The 18,170-nt window shown below is 43.6% G+C and carries 17 protein-coding genes; 6 read left to right on the plus strand and 11 right to left on the minus strand.

Annotation, left to right across the window (positions count from 1 at the left end; translation table 11 throughout):
• Positions 1-8: 8 nt before the first annotated feature.
• The 6 genes from JK628_RS16360 to grpE form a co-directional block, all read right to left on the minus strand.
• Positions 9-413: a hypothetical protein gene (locus JK628_RS16360; protein ID WP_202285916.1), complete on the minus strand. Its 405-nt coding sequence runs from the start codon at positions 411-413 to the stop codon at positions 9-11.
• Between the two features lie 452 nt (positions 414-865).
• The gene (locus JK628_RS16365; RefSeq protein WP_202285918.1) at positions 866-1,279 is read right to left on the minus strand and encodes a hypothetical protein; all 414 of its coding nucleotides are present in this window, start codon (positions 1,277-1,279) and stop codon (positions 866-868) included.
• Positions 1,280-1,285: 6 nt separating this feature from the next.
• A complete protein-coding gene (locus JK628_RS16370) occupies positions 1,286-2,242 on the minus strand; it encodes a hypothetical protein (RefSeq protein ID WP_202285920.1) in 957 nt (318 codons plus the stop codon).
• On the minus strand, positions 2,232-2,699 hold the full coding sequence (locus tag JK628_RS16375) for a hypothetical protein (RefSeq protein WP_202285922.1): 468 nt from the start codon (positions 2,697-2,699) through the stop codon (positions 2,232-2,234). The genes JK628_RS16370 and JK628_RS16375 overlap by 11 nt, the downstream gene beginning before the upstream one ends.
• A gap of 226 nt (positions 2,700-2,925) precedes the next feature.
• Positions 2,926-3,390: a hypothetical protein gene (locus JK628_RS16380; RefSeq protein WP_202285924.1), complete on the minus strand. Its 465-nt coding sequence runs from the start codon at positions 3,388-3,390 to the stop codon at positions 2,926-2,928.
• A 510-nt stretch (positions 3,391-3,900) separates the two neighbouring features.
• Positions 3,901-4,503 carry a nucleotide exchange factor GrpE gene (gene grpE / locus JK628_RS16385; RefSeq protein ID WP_202285926.1) on the minus strand — a complete coding sequence of 201 codons (603 nt, stop codon included), beginning with the start codon at positions 4,501-4,503 and terminating at the stop codon, positions 3,901-3,903.
• Between the two features lie 99 nt (positions 4,504-4,602).
• On the opposite strand from grpE, the gene nadK reads away from it, so the two are divergent.
• The 6 genes from nadK to JK628_RS16415 all read left to right on the plus strand — a co-directional run bounded on the left by nadK (position 4,603) and on the right by JK628_RS16415 (position 13,875).
• Positions 4,603-5,481, plus strand: coding sequence for an NAD(+) kinase (gene nadK, locus JK628_RS16390; protein ID WP_202285928.1), 879 nt, complete (start codon positions 4,603-4,605; stop codon positions 5,479-5,481).
• Positions 5,482-6,155: 674 nt separating this feature from the next.
• Positions 6,156-7,799 (plus strand): L-lactate permease, encoded by a 1,644-nt coding sequence (locus JK628_RS16395; protein ID WP_202285930.1) that lies wholly within the window; start codon positions 6,156-6,158, stop codon positions 7,797-7,799.
• A 112-nt stretch (positions 7,800-7,911) separates the two neighbouring features.
• Positions 7,912-10,731 (plus strand): FAD-binding and (Fe-S)-binding domain-containing protein, encoded by a 2,820-nt coding sequence (locus JK628_RS16400; protein ID WP_202285932.1) that lies wholly within the window; start codon positions 7,912-7,914, stop codon positions 10,729-10,731.
• Between the two features lie 444 nt (positions 10,732-11,175).
• Positions 11,176-11,919: a (Fe-S)-binding protein gene (locus tag JK628_RS16405; protein ID WP_202285934.1), complete on the plus strand. Its 744-nt coding sequence runs from the start codon at positions 11,176-11,178 to the stop codon at positions 11,917-11,919.
• Positions 11,920-11,927: 8 nt separating this feature from the next.
• A complete protein-coding gene (locus JK628_RS16410; RefSeq protein WP_202285936.1) occupies positions 11,928-13,301 on the plus strand; it encodes a lactate utilization protein B in 1,374 nt (457 codons plus the stop codon).
• Positions 13,302-13,305: 4 nt separating this feature from the next.
• Positions 13,306-13,875, plus strand: a complete 570-nt coding sequence (locus tag JK628_RS16415) for a LutC/YkgG family protein (RefSeq protein WP_202285938.1) — start codon at positions 13,306-13,308, stop codon at positions 13,873-13,875.
• Between the two features lie 105 nt (positions 13,876-13,980).
• Here the strand turns inward: JK628_RS16415 and JK628_RS16420 are convergent, their stop codons facing one another.
• The 5 genes from JK628_RS16420 to JK628_RS16440 form a co-directional block, all read right to left on the minus strand.
• Positions 13,981-15,102 (minus strand): energy transducer TonB, encoded by a 1,122-nt coding sequence (locus JK628_RS16420; RefSeq protein ID WP_202285940.1) that lies wholly within the window; start codon positions 15,100-15,102, stop codon positions 13,981-13,983.
• Between the two features lie 237 nt (positions 15,103-15,339).
• The gene (locus JK628_RS16425; protein WP_202285942.1) at positions 15,340-16,473 is read right to left on the minus strand and encodes a CobW family GTP-binding protein; all 1,134 of its coding nucleotides are present in this window, start codon (positions 16,471-16,473) and stop codon (positions 15,340-15,342) included.
• Between the two features lie 195 nt (positions 16,474-16,668).
• Entirely contained in the window at positions 16,669-17,004 is a 336-nt protein-coding gene (locus JK628_RS16430; protein ID WP_202289936.1) for a hypothetical protein, read from the minus strand.
• Between the two features lie 336 nt (positions 17,005-17,340).
• Entirely contained in the window at positions 17,341-17,469 is a 129-nt protein-coding gene (locus tag JK628_RS23475; RefSeq protein ID WP_272931630.1) for a hypothetical protein, read from the minus strand.
• A gap of 49 nt (positions 17,470-17,518) precedes the next feature.
• A complete protein-coding gene (locus JK628_RS16440) occupies positions 17,519-17,992 on the minus strand; it encodes an energy transducer TonB (protein WP_202285944.1) in 474 nt (157 codons plus the stop codon).
• Between the last annotated feature and the right edge of the window lie 178 nt (positions 17,993-18,170).

Below are 18,170 nucleotides of genomic sequence, written 5' to 3' on the forward strand. Positions count from 1 at the left end.
TTTAAATTCTATAGGCAACTTGCAATACGGTTTGCTTGAAATACAGTGCATACATCTAAGGCGTTATTCCTGTCAGCCTGTGCAATGTCTTTACATTGGGTGTAAGCATCATAGGATGCACTACCTTCAACAAATACAGCATTACCACCTCCAGTAATAGTACCTCGTCCAGCGCATGATTGTGACAGAGTATCTGCGTAGATTGCAGATTGGAAAGCATTACAAGTAGCATATTTTACGGCACTTTTTGCTACGCACTCTTTTTCTTCTTCCTCTCGAGAATCAGTTCTGTCACTATCAGTGGGGCCATCGGGGCCATTTCTAGCACCGTTATCATAGCCACTGTCACCCCAACTGTGTGTTAACGTTTCTCCAAACTCTAGGGCTGGAGGCCTTTCTCCCACGACAGTCATAGGTGCGGGCTCTTCAGCATAACCTTGGAAAACTAGTGACTCCCATCACCAAAGTCAGTAAAGCCGTTTATATATCTTGCTCATCTGCATTCCTTTGCATTTTCTCAATTGCATATAAATCCATTTTCAGTAGTTAGCGATATGTTGTAACCAGCGTTCACAGCCTACGTGCGCAACAAAAAAACAACAACCAGCCGACGCCAGTCGGGATGCAATATACAAAGGAAGTATTAGCAACAGCGAGTAAAGTTAACTTAATTTCAATAAAGTAGCAGACAGATATGATGAGTAGAGATCGATTTGGGCTGGAGCATCACCCACAAACAATCTATCGGTAACCTACGCATAACTTAACCAACTTAAGTAAAGTCCACGCATAAAAAATGCCAGCAAGCTTTACTTGCTGGCATTGTACTTCGAGCTTGCTCACCTTTAGGGTTAGCGCTTATTTTTTAGTTTGCTGTCATGCTAGTCAAAAGCTCATCAATGCAAGGCGTGCTGTTAAATCGGTTATTCTCACTCACCTCTAATTCACTTATCCAACTTACTAATTCAGGGTTCATACTCTTCTGGAGTGCTAATTGGAGTGCAAATTGGAGTGCAAAATCATTGATAGCAGCTTTAGGTGGACTTTGCAGTTCAATACCTAATTTCTGTTGCTCACTTCTTATCCATTGCGATAGCTCATTATAACGCTGAGTGACTTTATCGCTTGAGTTCGATATCAATAAACGCGCTGTGAGGCTTCCATCAAAATGGTCATCTGAAATTAATGCTAAGTAAGTATTCAGCCCAGTAGAGTCATAATGCTCAACTCCCCATAACGCGTAAACCAGAGCATCGTCATAATGCTTACTAGCCTCCAAGCTTAACTATCGGGAGTGAGTCATTGCATTTGGGGTTTTTAACTCTGGAATTTGTTCAACAACGTCATCATACAACTTCGGATGACTATCTTTTATACTCATCATCATATTCAAATGGCGAGGTGTAATGTTAGCACCATTACTTATCAGCTTTTTGGCATAAAGCTGAGCGTTACCCGCCCCTGCCAACTTAAAATACCTTATCGACAAAGACAGGGGGTCAACCCCGTACTTTTCCTCACTAGGATTGTAACCAGCCATCAGTAACCGATCAAAAATAGGGTTATATTCGCCGCTAATATTCATACTACAGTAGATAAGATAACTCAAAGCTGATGCGCCACCATGGTTTTTAGCATCAATATCAATCAGGTCCACACCCACGTTTTGTAATGCCGTGATAAACGCATCATCGTGAGAGAAAATAGCGCTCCTAAGATGAGACGGTGTAACATCGGCGCCAATATTCGTTAGGAACTCAATCAAGTCAATATTACGCCCGCTTACGGCCATATCAAGCGCCGCTCTCAACGCCTTTTGTTCATACTCTGTACCGACAAAACGATGCACTAACTCCTGCAACATCTCATAGTCAAGCTCTATAAGAGCTTTTCGAAACTGCTCTATATCGTTGAGTAAATGGGCCGGATGTTGTAATGCTCTATTTAAAAAAGTCGATATGTCAGTAGGATCTTCGCTATTAAACGCAACGACAAAGTTACGATAAATAGCTTCTTCTTCGGCATCGACTGCCGTGATACTGATTTCTATTGCCGTTTCCGACTTTATATTTAGAGGGGCTTCTGCCGAAAGTTCATGTTGTAAACCACTGTCTGTGAGCTGATAATTTAATGTAGCTTGCAGTTGGTTATCATCTCGCAATCCATGATAGAGAAAAATACCGCTAATTAGCAGTATTAAAATGCCTAAAGCAATTTGATTCCTCGATTGACTAATTAGCATAAAAACATGCCTTAATCACACCCATATCAGCTTTACTTAAACAGTATTTGTTAAGCCTAATGCATCTTTTACGGCCACTCACCGGATTCAAGGTCACATAAGTGTCGAACGGGTTATAACGACCAAGAAATGTTGGCTTTTTAATCGTATATAAACTATCAAAATGTGAAAAACGACTCGATACTTTGATGGTTAAATGCTCTCGGTTTAATTCCAAGGTATACCAATCAAATATCAACACTCGAGCAGTATCGAGTAACGCTGCACCAATTGAAACTGATAATATAAAGAGTATGTCATCTGTCAATACTTGTTCAGCTTTCCCTCCATTGATATATAGAAAGGCTAGAAAGAACAAACACTGGATTACTAACATTCGCAATACTGTGTTTAACACTAAGAACTTTAAAGCGGTGGGCTTTATTATCATGTTATTGTTTTCTATTTTTCTATTCATTTTAGTATCACCCTTCAACTTTGAATCGAAACGATGTAAGTCACTACCTAATACAGTTTGAACCAGCTTCCCATATAGCTTACCTTAATACTAAAGGTAAGCTATATGGGACTATCAAGGGTTGGCATCGGTAAACAAACGGGCTTAGTCGAACTTAAATGACCACCTGAATCCGCTGTTTATGTCGCAGCCTTCACTTGTGAAAATAACTACCGCATCCTAACCTTTAATTACATTCTCTAGTGATAAGAGCCTTCTCTTGCATGTTACACCACTCTATAGCTTTGCCCGAAGTTAAACCAACCTGCCCACCGCAGAAAGTACCTAAAGTACCGCCTGTTCGTTTTCCGATCCAAGCGCAAGCTGCCAGCAACATAACTCCAGTTTGTCCATACAAGTATCTACAGTCGCTACCAACTGATTTAGCCGACGCAACACACTGCTCTTTGGTTTCTTCTTTTTCTTCCTTTTTAGGCTCTTTCACTGAGCCGCCTGGCCCATCAGGATTTCCTCGTCTGTCAGGCGAACCACGCCCGTCAGGTGCGCCGTTCTTCCCATAAAGACCATCGTCCCCGAATCCCGGCTTATTATCCCCACCGGTATAAGTCCCCACGACGGTCACTGTCCCTTGAGTCGTTGGTCCTGGCTTATCCTCTTCTGCATAACTCGAAAAACTAGCGCTTCTACTCATCACCAAAGCCATGAAAGCCACTTTGAATATCTTTTTATCTATCTTGCTTATCTGCATTCCGTTGCGTTCCTTGTCGTCGTTCCAGTGTCCGTGAAATTGCTTTCAATTCCTCTCGTACCGGTGAGTGATATGCTGTAATCAGCCAAGGCACCCTACATAAGCAACAAAAAAAAACAACAAGCCATTAACAATCAATGTCATGCAATATACGTTAATCGTATTACAAACAAAATCAAAAGATAAATTAAACTAATGTCGCAGCAATTGTGCTTAATAACCTGCTGGCGTGTAGTCAGTGACTAGAGAAATGACAAGATACAAGCAGAATAGCTTTTAGGCGAAATATTGAGTCAATTGCTCGGTTATACATAATCCAGTTGTAAACTGAAATGAGTATAACGTTTCAATCCAGACATAAAAAATGCGAGTAAGTTTTCACTTACTCGCATTTCAATTTGTTTAATCAGGTCAGTCTATTTGGCCACTTTATTGGGTAACCCCATTTGGCAATTAGCCTTGAGAGACCATCACCATTGCCGGGCGTAGTAGACGCTCGTTAAGGGTATAACCTTTCTGCATCACCATCATTACGGTATTGGCAGGGAAGTCAGCGCTAGGCTGCATACCAATCGCTTGGTGAAGTTCAGGGTTAAAGGTATCGCCTTGTGGATCAACTTGCGTCAGGCCAAATTTTTCAACTGCATTCACAAAGCTCTTTGCGGTAAGTTCAACACCTTCATAAATCGCTTTAGTCGCTTCAGCTTCTGCATCAGTACCTTGAAGCGCGCGCTCCATATTATCTAATACAGGCAATAACTCGTTAGCAAATTTTTCAAGTGCAAATTTACGTGCTTTTTCAACATCAATCGCGGCGCGGCGACGAATATTGTCGACTTCTGCTGCAGCTCGGATCACAGAGTCTTTTTGTGACTCCACTGTTGATTGTGCTTCTTGCAACGCTTTCTCTAGCTCTTCAACGCGAAAGTTTGCTTGAGTCAGCTCATCCATTATAGAGGCTTCGTCACTAGCTTCGCTTAGTAACTCGCCCTCTACAATCGATTCAACTTGTTCGTCAATTTGGTTATCTTGTACTTTATTTGTTTCGTTGCTCATTTTTGCTCCAGCTAAAAATGCTTTGTTTCTGCATGCTCTGGGCATATTATGGGGATCAATTTTGAGGTTTCAAGGCCTAATGCCGGATCTGACACAAATATGAGCAATACCTTTCACACTATCGGACTTATTGGTAAACCTAACCATGATGGAACCAATCTCACCCTAAAGAGATTGCACCATTGGTTAATAATGCAAGGCTATAGCGTCTTGGTTGAGGAGCGTGTTGCCGCCGAAATTGGCTCACATACGCATTCAGTCGATCTATTGGAAATTGGTGCCCAATGTGATTTAGCCATTGTGGTCGGCGGTGACGGTAATATGCTCGGTGCAGCTCGAGTTTTGGCGAGATTTGATATCGCAGTCATCGGTGTAAACCGAGGTAACTTGGGATTCCTGACAGATTTACCCCCTGATTCTTTTGAAGCCGCGTTGTCAAAAGTATTAGAGGGGGAGTTTGATACTGAGCAACGTTTTTTACTCGAAGCAGAAGTTCATCGGCATGGCGAGTTAAAATCGAGTAATACCGCAGTCAACGAAGCCGTTCTCCACCCCGGTAAAATCGCTCACATGATAGAATTTGAAGTCTATATCGACGAAAAATTTATGTATAGTCAACGCGCCGATGGGATGATCGTATCAACACCAACGGGTTCTACTGCATACTCATTATCAGCGGGGGGGGCTATTCTCACCCCCAATCTAGAAGCGATTATCTTAGTCCCTATGTTCCCACACACACTTTCTTGCAGACCGATTGTTGTCGACTCCTGTAGCATCATTAAGCTGGTTGTATCACCTCACAATGGCGATAATTTAGAGGTCAGTTGCGACGGCCACGTCAATCTATCTGTCCTGCCTGGCGATGAAATTATCATTAAACGCAGCCAAGATACCCTAAGATTGATCCACCCTAAGGGGCACAACTACTTCCACGTATTGCGGTCTAAATTAGGTTGGGGAAGTAAACTCTTTTAGCAACGACTTTAAGGTCAATAGTATCGCTATTGACCTTAAATCATTACCCATCGCCAACAAAAGCTGTTACATAAAACCAACATCTATGACTCTTCACCGCCTTAAAAGCAAAATTGAGCCGTTACTTAAATGTTTAAACTGTTTTATAGAAACATAATTAGCTAAAACTGCTACTCATCTTGATATCATTCTGTAGCGGTAACAATTTTAATAAAAAACTTAAATAACAATTAGCTAGTAACATTTCCCACTCTCAGATTAATACCCTAGCCCTGCAAAATGTGATCCAGCCCACAGTGCCGATTTGTAGTGCGAAACAAACTTAACGAGTGAAACAGAAAGTTGTAGATCAGAACATCTCTATTCACTAAAGCAATCACCGCCAATTTTAGTTAAATCAGCCATTATTAGCAGTCATAAGGTTTTTATATAACTTTATGGCGTGTATAACAGCTTAAGGCGCGTGATCCAGATCACAGTCAAGAAAAGCAACAGACAGTGGCGCATCCCACGACTAGCATTCTCAATCACAAATAGGGTACAAACTGATCTAGATCATATTAGCGTTAACCTATTTAACGTCTAGTACACATCTCAACCGACCAGAATCAATAATTAACAGTGAGTCGGCTACCAACAATTGCAGTTCGTCACCCATATAAAACGAGGCAAGCATGACCTTTATTCAACTACTCGCAAGCTTAACGCCGATTATCAGCGTGATGCTATTTCTAGTGCTTTTACGGATGCCAGCATCAAGAGCAATGCCCATTTCCATGGTTTTCACCGGACTGGCAGCTGTCTTTGTTTGGCAAATGGATACCACTTTTCTGGCCGCCTCTGTGGTTGAAGGCCTGCTTTCAGCCTTAACGCCATTGACCATTATTTTTGGTGCTGTTTTCCTACTTAATACCCTTAAATATTCTGGCGCAATGGATACTATTCGTGCAGGATTTACCAACATTAGTGCTGATGCTCGCGTACAAGTCATTATTATCTGTTGGTTATTTGGCTCGTTTATTGAAGGCTCAGCAGGTTTTGGTACCCCAGCAGCGATTAGCGCACCACTATTAGTGTTACTGGGTATTCCTCCAATCGCAGCAGCTGTGGTCGCGCTGATTGCTGACTCTACGTCCGTATCATTTGGGGCGATTGGTCTACCGGTATTATTTGGTATGGACCAAGGTCTCACTCAAGGCGGCGTCAATATGGCTGCCGAACAAATAGCGCAGCACGGTGGCAGTTTTGCGGATTACGCACAGTTCATCGCAATGCATATGATCACTATCGACTTAATCACAGGTACGCTTATTCCATTAACCATGGTGGCTATTCTTACCGGCTTCTTTGGTCGTAATAAGTCATTTAAAGAGGGCTTAGCCATCTGGAAGTTCGCTCTCTTTGCTGGTCTTTCGTTCACTATACCGGCTTGGTTAATCAACTACTTTGCCGGTCCTGAGTTCCCATCAGTCATTGGTGCCCTCGTCGGGATGGCGATTGTTATCCCTGTGGCCAAGAAAGGTTACCTATTACCGAAAGATCCATGGAATGACTTTGCCGAAAATGATGGTCAACAGCGTAAAGAAATTGCCACTAAAGCTAAGTTCTCGCAAATTGCAGCATGGTCGCCATACATCATTATGGCTGCGCTACTTGTTCTTTCTCGTACTGTAGCGCCGTTAAAAACTTGGTTGACTGGATTTAATATTAGCTGGACCGGCCTACTGGGCACTGAACTAAAAGCGGGCTTTGCAACACTTTATGCACCAGGCGCTTTCTTCGTATTCGTGTGTATCTTAGGTTTCTTCCTCTTTAGAATGAAATCTCCAGCGATTAAAGAATCCATTTCAGTGTCTTGTAAATCTATGGTACCGACTATTATCTCTTTAGGCGCATCAGTACCTATGGTGAAGATTTTCCTAAATTCTGGTGAGAACACATCAGGTCTAGCCTCTATGCCAGTCGCGCTCGCCGATACATTAGCAGGCAGCATGGGTGCTGTTTGGGCTTGGGTATCGCCCATTGTCGGTATTTTTGGCTCCTTCCTATCGGGTTCTGCAACCTTCTCAAATATGATGTTTTCGGGTCTGCAATACAGTGTCGCTGACAATATTGGTGCCAACCATGGGTTAATTTTAGCCATGCAAGGTATTGGCGCTAACGCTGGTAACATGATGTGCGTAATGAATGTGGTGGCAGCGGCAACGGTTGTAGGGATGGCTGGACGCGAATCTGAAATTATCCGTAAGACAATGCCGGTTGCACTGGGCTATGCTTTAGTCGCAGGTACCATCGCCGCAATTTGGGGTGGTTTTTAACCTCAGCTAAAGTTAAAAGTCAGCAATAGAAAATAGAAAATAGAATAATAATATCGAGAAGCCGCATCTGCTGCGGCTTTATTCGCTCAAGCAAGTGTGTAGAGATAAATCAATGTCGGTCAATTATGAAGCTTTATTAAGAGATTTACGTAAGCAAATTGGTGAAGACGCCGCCACGAATGATCCTGTGCGCCGCTTTGCTTGGTCAACTGACGCAAGTTATTTCCGTATCGTACCTGAAATTGTTGTTCATGCCGAAACGCTAGAACAAGCGAAACGCACCCTTGCTATCGCCCGTACCTATGGCGCCCCGGTCACATTCAGAGCAGCAGGCACTAGCCTTTCAGGACAGGCGATTGGAGAAGGCATTCTGCTTATCTTAGGCCATGATGGCTTTAGAACCCTGATTGTCAGTGATGATGCCAGCAAAATCGCCTTAGGGACTGCCGTTATTGGCGCAGATGCAAACGCAGCCTTAAAACCGCACAATAAAAAAATCGGCCCAGATCCAGCCACACTTACAGCAGCAATGATTGGCGGAATAGTGTCAAACAACGCTTCAGGTATGTGCTGTGGAACAGCACAAAATAGCTATCAAACCATCGCCTCAGCAAAACTGTTATTTGCCGACGGTACCGAGCTTGATACTGGTTGCGAAACATCAAAAGCCGCTTTTACTCAATCACATCCTGACCTTATCAAGTCATTGCTCGACTTGGCGGAGATGACACTGAGTAATCAAACACTCGCAGCCCGCATTCGTAAAAAGTTTTCCATCAAAAACACCACAGGTTATAGCCTTAATGCATTAGTCGACTTTAGCGATCCGTTTGAGCTTATCAACCATCTCATTGTGGGGGCAGAAGGGACATTAGCCTTTGTTGAAGAGGTCACCTACAACACCGTTGATGAAGCACGCTTTAAAGCCTCAGCTATGGCGGTATTTTTCAATATGGAAGATGCTGCAAGGTCGATTCCGCCTTTGGTCGGTAAGAGCGTTGCTGCAGCCGAGTTACTCGACTGGGCATCAATTAAGGCGGTAACAGGTAAAGCGGGAATGCCACTGTGGCTATCAGAGCTACCTGAAGGTGCCTCGATATTGTTAATAGAATCTCGCGCTAACGATAAAGACACTCTTGAAAAGTATACTCACGACGTTATTGCCAAGCTAGCTCATATTGAAACCGAGCGCCCTATTGCCTTCAGTGACGACCCGGCAGTATTCGGTCAATATTGGGCAATGCGCTCGGGACTCTTCCCCATTATTGGTGGGCAGCGCCCTAAAGGTACCTCGGTTATTATCGAAGATGTCGCCTTTGAGCTTAAACATCTTGCTAAGGCGGCGAACGATCTAACTGAACTATTCACCAAGCATAACTACCCAGAAGGCGTTATCTATGGTCATGCTTTAGCCGGTAACTTCCATTTCATTATCACGCCAACGTTTAATACGCAGGCTGACATTGAGCGCTTCCACGCCTTTATGCAGGATGTTGCTGAGATGGTGATCAACAAGTACGATGGCTCAATGAAAGCCGAACACGGTACCGGACGCGCCGTGGCACCGTTTGTTGAAATGGAATGGGGCAGCGATGCCTACACCTTAATGAAGCGCATTAAGCAAATATTTGACCCAGAAGGCCTGTTAAACCCTGGCGTCATTCTCAACGACGACAGCCAAATTCACATTAAAAACATTAAGCCATGTCCTGTCGTTGATGACTTTATCGATAAGTGTATAGAGTGTGGTTTCTGTGAGAAGACCTGCCCAACATCGGCTTTAAGTATGTCACCACGCCAACGTATTGCGACGCTGCGTGAAATTGAACGCCTTGAGCAGTCAGGCGATAAACAAGCCGCTAGCGAGATGCGTGCAGCAGCAAAGTACGATGTGGTCGATACTTGCGCCGCTTGTCAGCTGTGTACCATAGCTTGCCCAGTAGATAACAGTATGGGTCAACTCGTGCGTAAGCTTAGAACGCCATACATCAGTACCACGGAGCAAAAGGTACTCGACTTCCAAGCTAACCATTTTGGCGCCGTGAACCAAATCATCAGCACAGGCTTCAATGTTCTCGGCACCATTCATAAAATCACTGGCAGTGGCATCACTGGCGCCATTATGAAAGCGGGTCGAGTGGTAACCAAAGAAGTACCTTACTGGAATCCTGATTTCCCTAAAGGGGGGGAATTACCTGAATTATCGGCACCGATACCTGGGCAGGAAACCGTGGTCTACTTCCCAGCTTGCGGAGGACGTACCTTTGGTCCAACGCCGAAAGACCCTGATAATAGAACCCTGCCGGAGGTCGTCGTCACCTTGCTTGAGCGTTCAGGCTATAACGTCATTACCCCAGAGAAAACCCGCAATTTATGTTGCGGGCAAATGTGGGAATCAAAAGGTGACTTTAAAAATGCCGATGCTAAACGCAAAGAGCTCATTGAAGCTGTTGCAGCGATGACTCAAGGCGGCAAGCTACCTGTCATTATCGACGCCTTATCTTGTACCTACCGCACACTTGCAGGTGATATATCGTTAGCTGACAAGGTTGAGATTGTGGATATGGTTGATTTCATCCATGACAATTTGCTCAATAAGTTAACCATTACCCGCAAGAAAGCTGCGGTAGCGCTTCATTTAGGCTGTAGCGCTCGTAAGATGCAGGTTGAAGCTAAAATGGAAGCGATTATCGAGGCATGTAGCGGTCAAGTCATTCGACCTGCCGGAATCGATTGTTGTGGCTATGCCGGTGAGAAAGGGCTTTATAAACCTGAAATTAACGCCAGCGCACTGCGTAACATCAAAAAACTTATTCCAACTGATGTGCAAGAGGGCTATTACGCTAACCGTATGTGCGAAGTGGGTTTAACTCAGCATAGCGGTGTGTCGTATCGTCATCTTGCTTACCTACTCGAGGAGTGTACTCGCTAGAGTGTGTAGATTAGTCAATCCCACAGATAGCAAATTTAAATACTTTCAGCTCAAGGGGGTGAATAGAAACTCATTAAACTCGAGAGTAGCTAATCACGCCCTATAAAATTCGGGGTAATCTTTGCCCCGAATTGTTTTCTTTTTCATCAACATATGGGCTCGCCCCCCTATTCACTTTTAATTCTTTAGCTATTTAAGATTAGAGCCTTAACTCAATATAACCTTATTATACAAACACCTACGTTATTTTCATTTTTGCAAAAATAGTTAATCTTATTTGCTAAATTAGCACTACTTTTTACAGGGTTATAAGCCTATATTGAACGGGTGAGAAAAACCTAAAGCGAATACCGAGTTAAATTAAAGTCCGCTTCTTGCAGGCTTTTTGCGGCTCTTAAATTCGCTAAAATACAAACAATGTCTGCAAATAGAAGAGAATGCACAATGAAGATAGCACTTTTCATTCCGTGTCTAGTAAATCAAATGGTTCCAGAAGTCGGGATCGCTACACTTGAACTACTAGAGAAGCTCGGTCACCAAGTCATCTTGCCTGCTGGTCAAACCTGCTGTGGCCAACCAATGACTAATTCAGGCTGCTTTAACGAAGCCAAGAAAACCACATTAAAACTGCTCAATGCCTTTAAAGGCGTTGAATGCGATGCCATCGTCTGCCCTGCTGCATCATGCTTAGTGGCTGCTAAAGAGAATTTTCACGAGTTCGACGATAGCCCAGAAGCGCAAGCTGTGATTGAAAAACTCTATGAGTTGACTGAGTTTTTACACGATGTTGCGCCGATCCCCGCTTTTAGTAAACCATTCCCGCACAAAATCAGCCTACAGATGAGCTGTCATGGTATTCGTATGCTGGAGCTGGCCACACCAAGCGAGCAGATGGGACCACGTATGAACAAGTTTGAAGCTGTGCTTGCTGCAATTCCTCAAATCGACATTGTCTATCCTGATAGACAAGACGAATGCTGTGGCTTCGGCGGCACCTTTGCCGTTGATGAAGGTGCGGTATCGGCCAAAATGGGTAAAGACAAAGCACAAGCACACGCTGCTACAGGTGCCAAATATGCCGTTGGATTCGATCCATCTTGCTTACTGCATATTGACGGTATGGTCAGACGCCAAAAATTGCCGATAGAAACTCGCCACATAGCGCAAATCATTAACGCAGCACTTTAGGAGCATATATGTCGACTTCAACATCTAACGTTCATGCCCATAAAGCTGAGATATTCTGTAGAGATGAGTCTCGCGTTGATTGGCACTCAAAAGCACTGTGGGCTCTGCGCGAAAAACGCGACCGCGCTGCCGGAAGCATTCCAGAATGGGAACAGTTACGCCAAATTGGCTCAGAGATGAAACTGCATACACTTACCCACTTAGCCGAGTATTTAGAAGAGTTTGAACAAAACTGTATTAAGAATGATATCAAGGTGCATTGGGCTAAAGATGGTGCAGAGCACAACCGTATAGTGCATGAGATATTGGCAAAGCATCAGGTAAAGAAGATAGTAAAATCTAAGTCGATGCTCACCGAAGAGTGCCACATGAACCCCTATTTGGAGGAGCGTGGTATTGAAGTTATCGATACCGACTTAGGCGAGCGTATTATTCAGCTAGCCAAAATGCCACCATCGCACATTGTGGTGCCCGCTATCCATATGAAGAAAGAGGAAGTGGGTGACTTATTCCACCAAAAGCTTGGCACTGATGCTGGCGCTTCCGATCCCCTTTATTTAACCCGTGCGGCTCGTCGCCATCTACGTGAACAGTTTCTGTCTGCCGATGCTGCAATGACCGGTGTGAATATGGCGATTGCTGATAAAGGCGCCGTCGTGGTGTGCACTAACGAGGGTAATGCCGACATGGGCGCCAATTTGCCTAAGTTGCAGTTGCACTCAATGGGAATAGATAAAGTAGTACCCGATCTCGATAGTGCCGCGGTATTACTACGCACCTTAGCAAGAAATGCTACCGGCCAACCGATCACCACCTACAGCTCATTCTACCGCGGTCCGCAAGACGGCGGCGAGATGCATGTGATTATTGTCGACAATGGCCGTACCGACATGCTCAAAGACAAAATTTTAGCAGAATCACTAAAATGCATTCGTTGCGGTGGCTGCTTAAATACTTGCCCTGTTTACCGACGCTCAGGTGGTTATAGCTATAACTACACCATTCCAGGCCCTATCGGCATCGCGGTTGGGGCTCAACATGATGACACCAACTCTATCGCTTGGGCTTGTACCTTGTGTGGTAGCTGCTCCTACGTTTGCCCAACAAAAGTGCCGTTAGACAAGATTATCCACCACCATAGAAGACTCAAAGCGGAAGCAGGAAAGCTACCTTACGGTAAATCCAGTTACATGCCATTGGTCGGCAAGTTTATGGCCAGCGAAACGGCACTCAACTGCTCAATGGCAATGGCCAGAACCGCGTTAAAAATACTCCCAGGCAGTTTATTGAAGCCTTTCTCTGGCGCATGGGGTAAATATCGCGAACTCCCCGTAGCACCGAACTCAAGTTTTGAAGCTTGGTTTAAGAAAAACAGAGGTTAATAGCATGTCTAGCAAACTAGAAATTTTTAATGCGCTAAAAAGTGTAGCGATTACACCACAACCTATGCCATGTTTTAATATTGCACCACGCATAGATGATTTAGTCGGCCAGTTCGAGGCGAGTTTAACTACGGTTGCAGGCACACTGCATCGCGATGGCGGGCTAACAAATTTGCAAGCCACCGTAGATGAGCATATCGCTCAAGGTATGCAAGTTATCTCTATGGTTGATGGTATTAAAGGTAACCGTGAGGTCACTGCAACAGCGCATGAACTAAGAGATATCGACTATGCCGTGATCCCCGGCGATGTAGGAGTAGCCGAAAATGGTGCCATCTGGGTAAATAATAAGAACCTTGGCCACCGAGTTACCCCCTTTATTTGCGAGAATCTATTGCTGGTCATCGAGGCTAAAAGCATTGTCGCTAATATGCATCAAGCGGCTAATTTAATCACATTAGCATCTGGCGAGTTTGGAACCTATATCGCAGGGCCGTCAAAGACAGCCGATATTGAACAAGCACTGGTAGTGGGTGCACATGGCGCCTGTAGTTTAAACGTGTATCTAACTTAAACTTAGCTAATTCAACTCTAGCCGATTCAAGCAGGCTTTCGCCAATAAAAAATGAGGTGCTCATATCGAGTCACCTCATTTATATCTCTCTCTACAACAGTACTATTACTGTATCGTGTAATCTAACTGCACTGACGATTCTGCAGCTACCGCTTTACCGTCAACAAACTTAGGCGCGTAACGCCACTTCTTTAGCGCTTCAAGTGAGGCTTTGTTAAAACCAGAGCCACCTTTTGAAGCGAGAATGACCGGATTAACCACAAAGCCCATTTCATTAACAGTAAAGCTAATTTGACTCCAGCCCTCCTTTCTTCTCTGCAAGTATGACATCGGATACATTGGTTCTTTTCTAAACAGAGGCGTTTGTTCCTGCTGAGCATTCCAAGGTTTCATGCTACCGATAGCGATACAGTGCTGAGTCGATTTTTCACTCTCGCCTTGTATTTCATAAATCTCAACCAACTTGGCGTGAGCTGCAAGCTCATAGGGATGATCAAACTCCAAAGCTTCAAACTGCTCAATCACATACAATAATGCTGTTTCTGCTTTATCGAAATGTTTCTCCGCATACTCAATCGAACCAACGGTAAATGCAGTCTGTACCCGTTTCATTGAGTTTTCGGGCAGTAACTTCTGGTAAGCTTCATAGGCATTCAGCACATGATTACGTACCGTGCGGGTGTAATATCGGCTAGCTGATAGCACTTTAAAATAGCCCATCTGTGTATCGGCCAGTAGCATCGCATTGCCTGACTTTTCTGCAATATCTAACGCATCATCCAAGTACTCTCGGGCGTCCTTCTTACTGCTAGAATCAGCTAATCCCATCAAGGGATCGATTAACTCAACCGCTTCATCAGTATAATGTTCTTTGTAGTTAACCAGTGCAACCTTATAAAGTTCAAACGCTTGCTGTTTCAATACCTTGGCCTTGGCTGCATTTTCTTCAGTGTAGGTATTGGGTGGAAGGTTATGAATTAAAGCGTCGGCGCCATTGAGGGCTAGCATTGCAATATCGAGGCTATCTGCAGCAAATTTTTGTTTACCTAACTGATAGGCTTTGAGTGCATATAACTCAATATCAGCACTGTTATCTGCAGCGACTGCGGCGGTGTAGGCTTTGTAAGTATCACCAAATTCAGAGGCTGATAATGGACTTACCGTAAACATTGAAACTGACAATGCCGCTATCAATATTGCTTTGGGAAATAACTTCATTTTTAACATCCTGTTTATAAACTCATATCGCAAACTTGCTATCACCTAAAAAATGGCAAGGCTATTCAACGATAACGATTCCTTTTCGCACTCTACATTTTTGATGCTTCCTTTTACAGCTAATTATCATAAAACAATAAATTAACCGGTGTATATCCATTTTCCCTCGCTGATAATAAGCATTTACGCACTTCACTTTAGCTGAAATAGCCATTCCCAGTGAAAGCTGATATTGACAGATTCTTATTAGCTCAGACGTGAACAAACGGACACTAGTGTCTGTTCGATAACCTCACGGTCTATTTTTGACATTGATAGTAATTCAATTCTTGAGTCCATCGCATCATCAAGTTCAACGATTGACAATTCTGACTCCACAGCATTAAACCCAGCAATCCCCTCTTCCGTAATCATCACCGCTTTAAGGCGAACAACCTCTAGGCTTTTAATTAAGCGCAATAATTTGTCAAAATCAAACTCATAGCTTAAATCAAATACCCAACCACAACTGTAAAAGCCGTCGGCATGTTTTGTTTTGCACATAATACCGTGCTCATCAAAATCTACTTGTTGTGGCTCAACCTCTTTAGAGAACAGCGGGCTGTAATTAATATCTAAAAGTCGTGTCGGTTGTTTTATGGTGGCGGGAGAGATGTTTACAGTTTGCGGTCGCCGCTGCTCTGCTACTGGTACATGAGGCTGATCGAGCAGTGCCAATATTGATGGCATTAACTGCTTAACCTGTCGGGTACTCCATGGCTCAATCGCAACATGCTTGCGTTGACTCTTTTTAATTGAACCATGGTTAAAGCTCCTCTCTGGAGTACGGTCAAAAGCACTATTATCGACTTTAGTTATGTAGTCCGATAATGTTTCGATAAGCGGCTCATCATAACAATCCGCTTTGCTCGCCAATACCAGATCTGCCACTTGTAACTGCTGATTAAAAATCTCATGTTCGGTATAGCGACTGTCGTTGAGCTTTCTGGCATCCACTAACGTGATGCATGTTTTCATCGCTAACACTTGCTGATAATGCGTTTGGGTTAGCACCTTCAGCACCTCTCGCGGATGACCTAGCCCTGTTGGTTCGATAAGTAATCTATCTGGTTTCGCTTTAGCGATTAACTGGTTAATTGCCACTTGCATAGGTAACCCGGCAGCGCAGCACATACAGCCTCCCGCCACTTCTTTAATCTGTATCTGCTGTGTTTCGCTACCTAACAGGCCGGCATCAATACCAATTTCGCCAAATTCATTGACCAATACCGCCCACACTTCATCAACCGGTTTTTGACTAAGCAAACTTTTAATGAATGAGGTTTTACCGACACCAAGAAAACCAGTAATGATATTAGTCGGAATTATTTTTTGGATCATAAGAGTTGCTCTATAACGCACGATACTGGAGATTCTAATCGGGATCTAAGGTCAATGTCACGGCTGGGGAGACAGCTGTTAAGTCAAAAATCCTCCACTTAGGCACACATATTTTATAACGGCCAAAACGTCGGAGAAACTGTAGCTTATGCAAGGCAGTAAACTATCTCACTAGCCCGCTGCTCCAAAATAAAGCTACTTAATAAAATACTGGTCAATATAAGCGCACCAAGGATCTGAATCGACAGCAGGTAATGACTCATCGCCTCTAACTCCTAACTTAAATTCCACTACTGAGCGCCACTCTATCGAGCCTAAATCAGGGCCGTGGCCTTGACTATCACCGCTGGTTATCTGTCTATCAACTTTTTCAAACCATGCTTGATTACACAGACTCTGTACTGTTTTTTGCTGAGCAGACGGACTCTGTTGTTGAGCATCGCTGCAAGCAACAGCAAAAAAACACAGCAATATAACCAGTACTTTCCCGCCTGAATGCGTTATTCGCTTTAACAGCTTACTATGTCTCAATCGGTTTCCTATGCTCAATGCTCTCTCCATTTTCAGCGGCAGAGTGAGCTTAAAGTAACAGCATAACACGCCTTATCCCACTGACCTGCAACATAGTTTGGCTACCTTTTAAGCTCGGGAGATGCAAAACAGCATCGCACAGTTAAAGCACGCTACTGGCTCAATATCTATATATCCATCAGCTGCCCAACATTGACCGCGAAAGCAATGGTAAGCATCTCGAAATTGAGTCGCTACTAATTCATCGTCATCGATCATTATTTTAGAAAAGTCCACCAGCTTGATGACTATATACAAATAACCACATTCTGCAGTCGATTCAATAAATACCGAATCTCAATAATAGCCTTTCTGTCGCATCTCATATTCTGACGGTGCTATATTCTGTTCAATAAAGCCAATGAGCTTAGCTAGATGAGTACGCGAACTCGGCATCATTTTGATTTTTAGTAACTTAGATTGCAATTGCTGCTCCTTGGTTAAAAGCAACAGAAGTCGATGGATGTAGTTTCGTCTAAACCCTATCTTTACCGCAGTGTGCTAAGAATTTATCTTTACGCAACCTACTCTTTGACGACGTCTCTTTTCCATAATCTAAAGTGAAATCCAGTTGGTAAGAAGTAAGCACAGGTTTACCTTCAGGGTTTGCTTTTGCCGCACTCCAACGCCACTTTGCAATTGCCGCAGCCGCGCTTTCATCAAACACTCCCTGAGGATAAGATGAGCGAACTTTATAGCCTTGCAATTTGCCTTCAGAGTTAATTCCAACAATCAAATCAACACAGCCTGATATACCGTCTCTAGCGGCAGATACTGGATATTTTGGTTCAATGGTAGTAGCAACAATCCAATAGTTAGCGAGCTTTTCTTTATTAGCTTTTAAGGTCAAATCGACATAGTTCAGTTGAGCAGGTTGAGTATCTGAAGAAGTAGCGGTAGCTGTACAAGCTGAAAGTAGCAGTATTAACGGTATTGATAGCGATTTCAAAATCATTCCTTTTGATTAAAGTGTTTCAAGAACAGAGCTAAGCAATATCTCACAAACAATAATGTTAACAAAGACTGATAATCGTTAGTTCTTTTCATCTGCTTAGCAATAAACTGCTGACTGCTATAGCAGCTATTGTTTTGTCAAATCCAAATCAAAGTCGTGGAGCTTCGTTCAT

This window comes from Shewanella sp. KX20019 (assembly GCF_016757755.1).
Classification (GTDB): domain Bacteria; phylum Pseudomonadota; class Gammaproteobacteria; order Enterobacterales; family Shewanellaceae; genus Shewanella.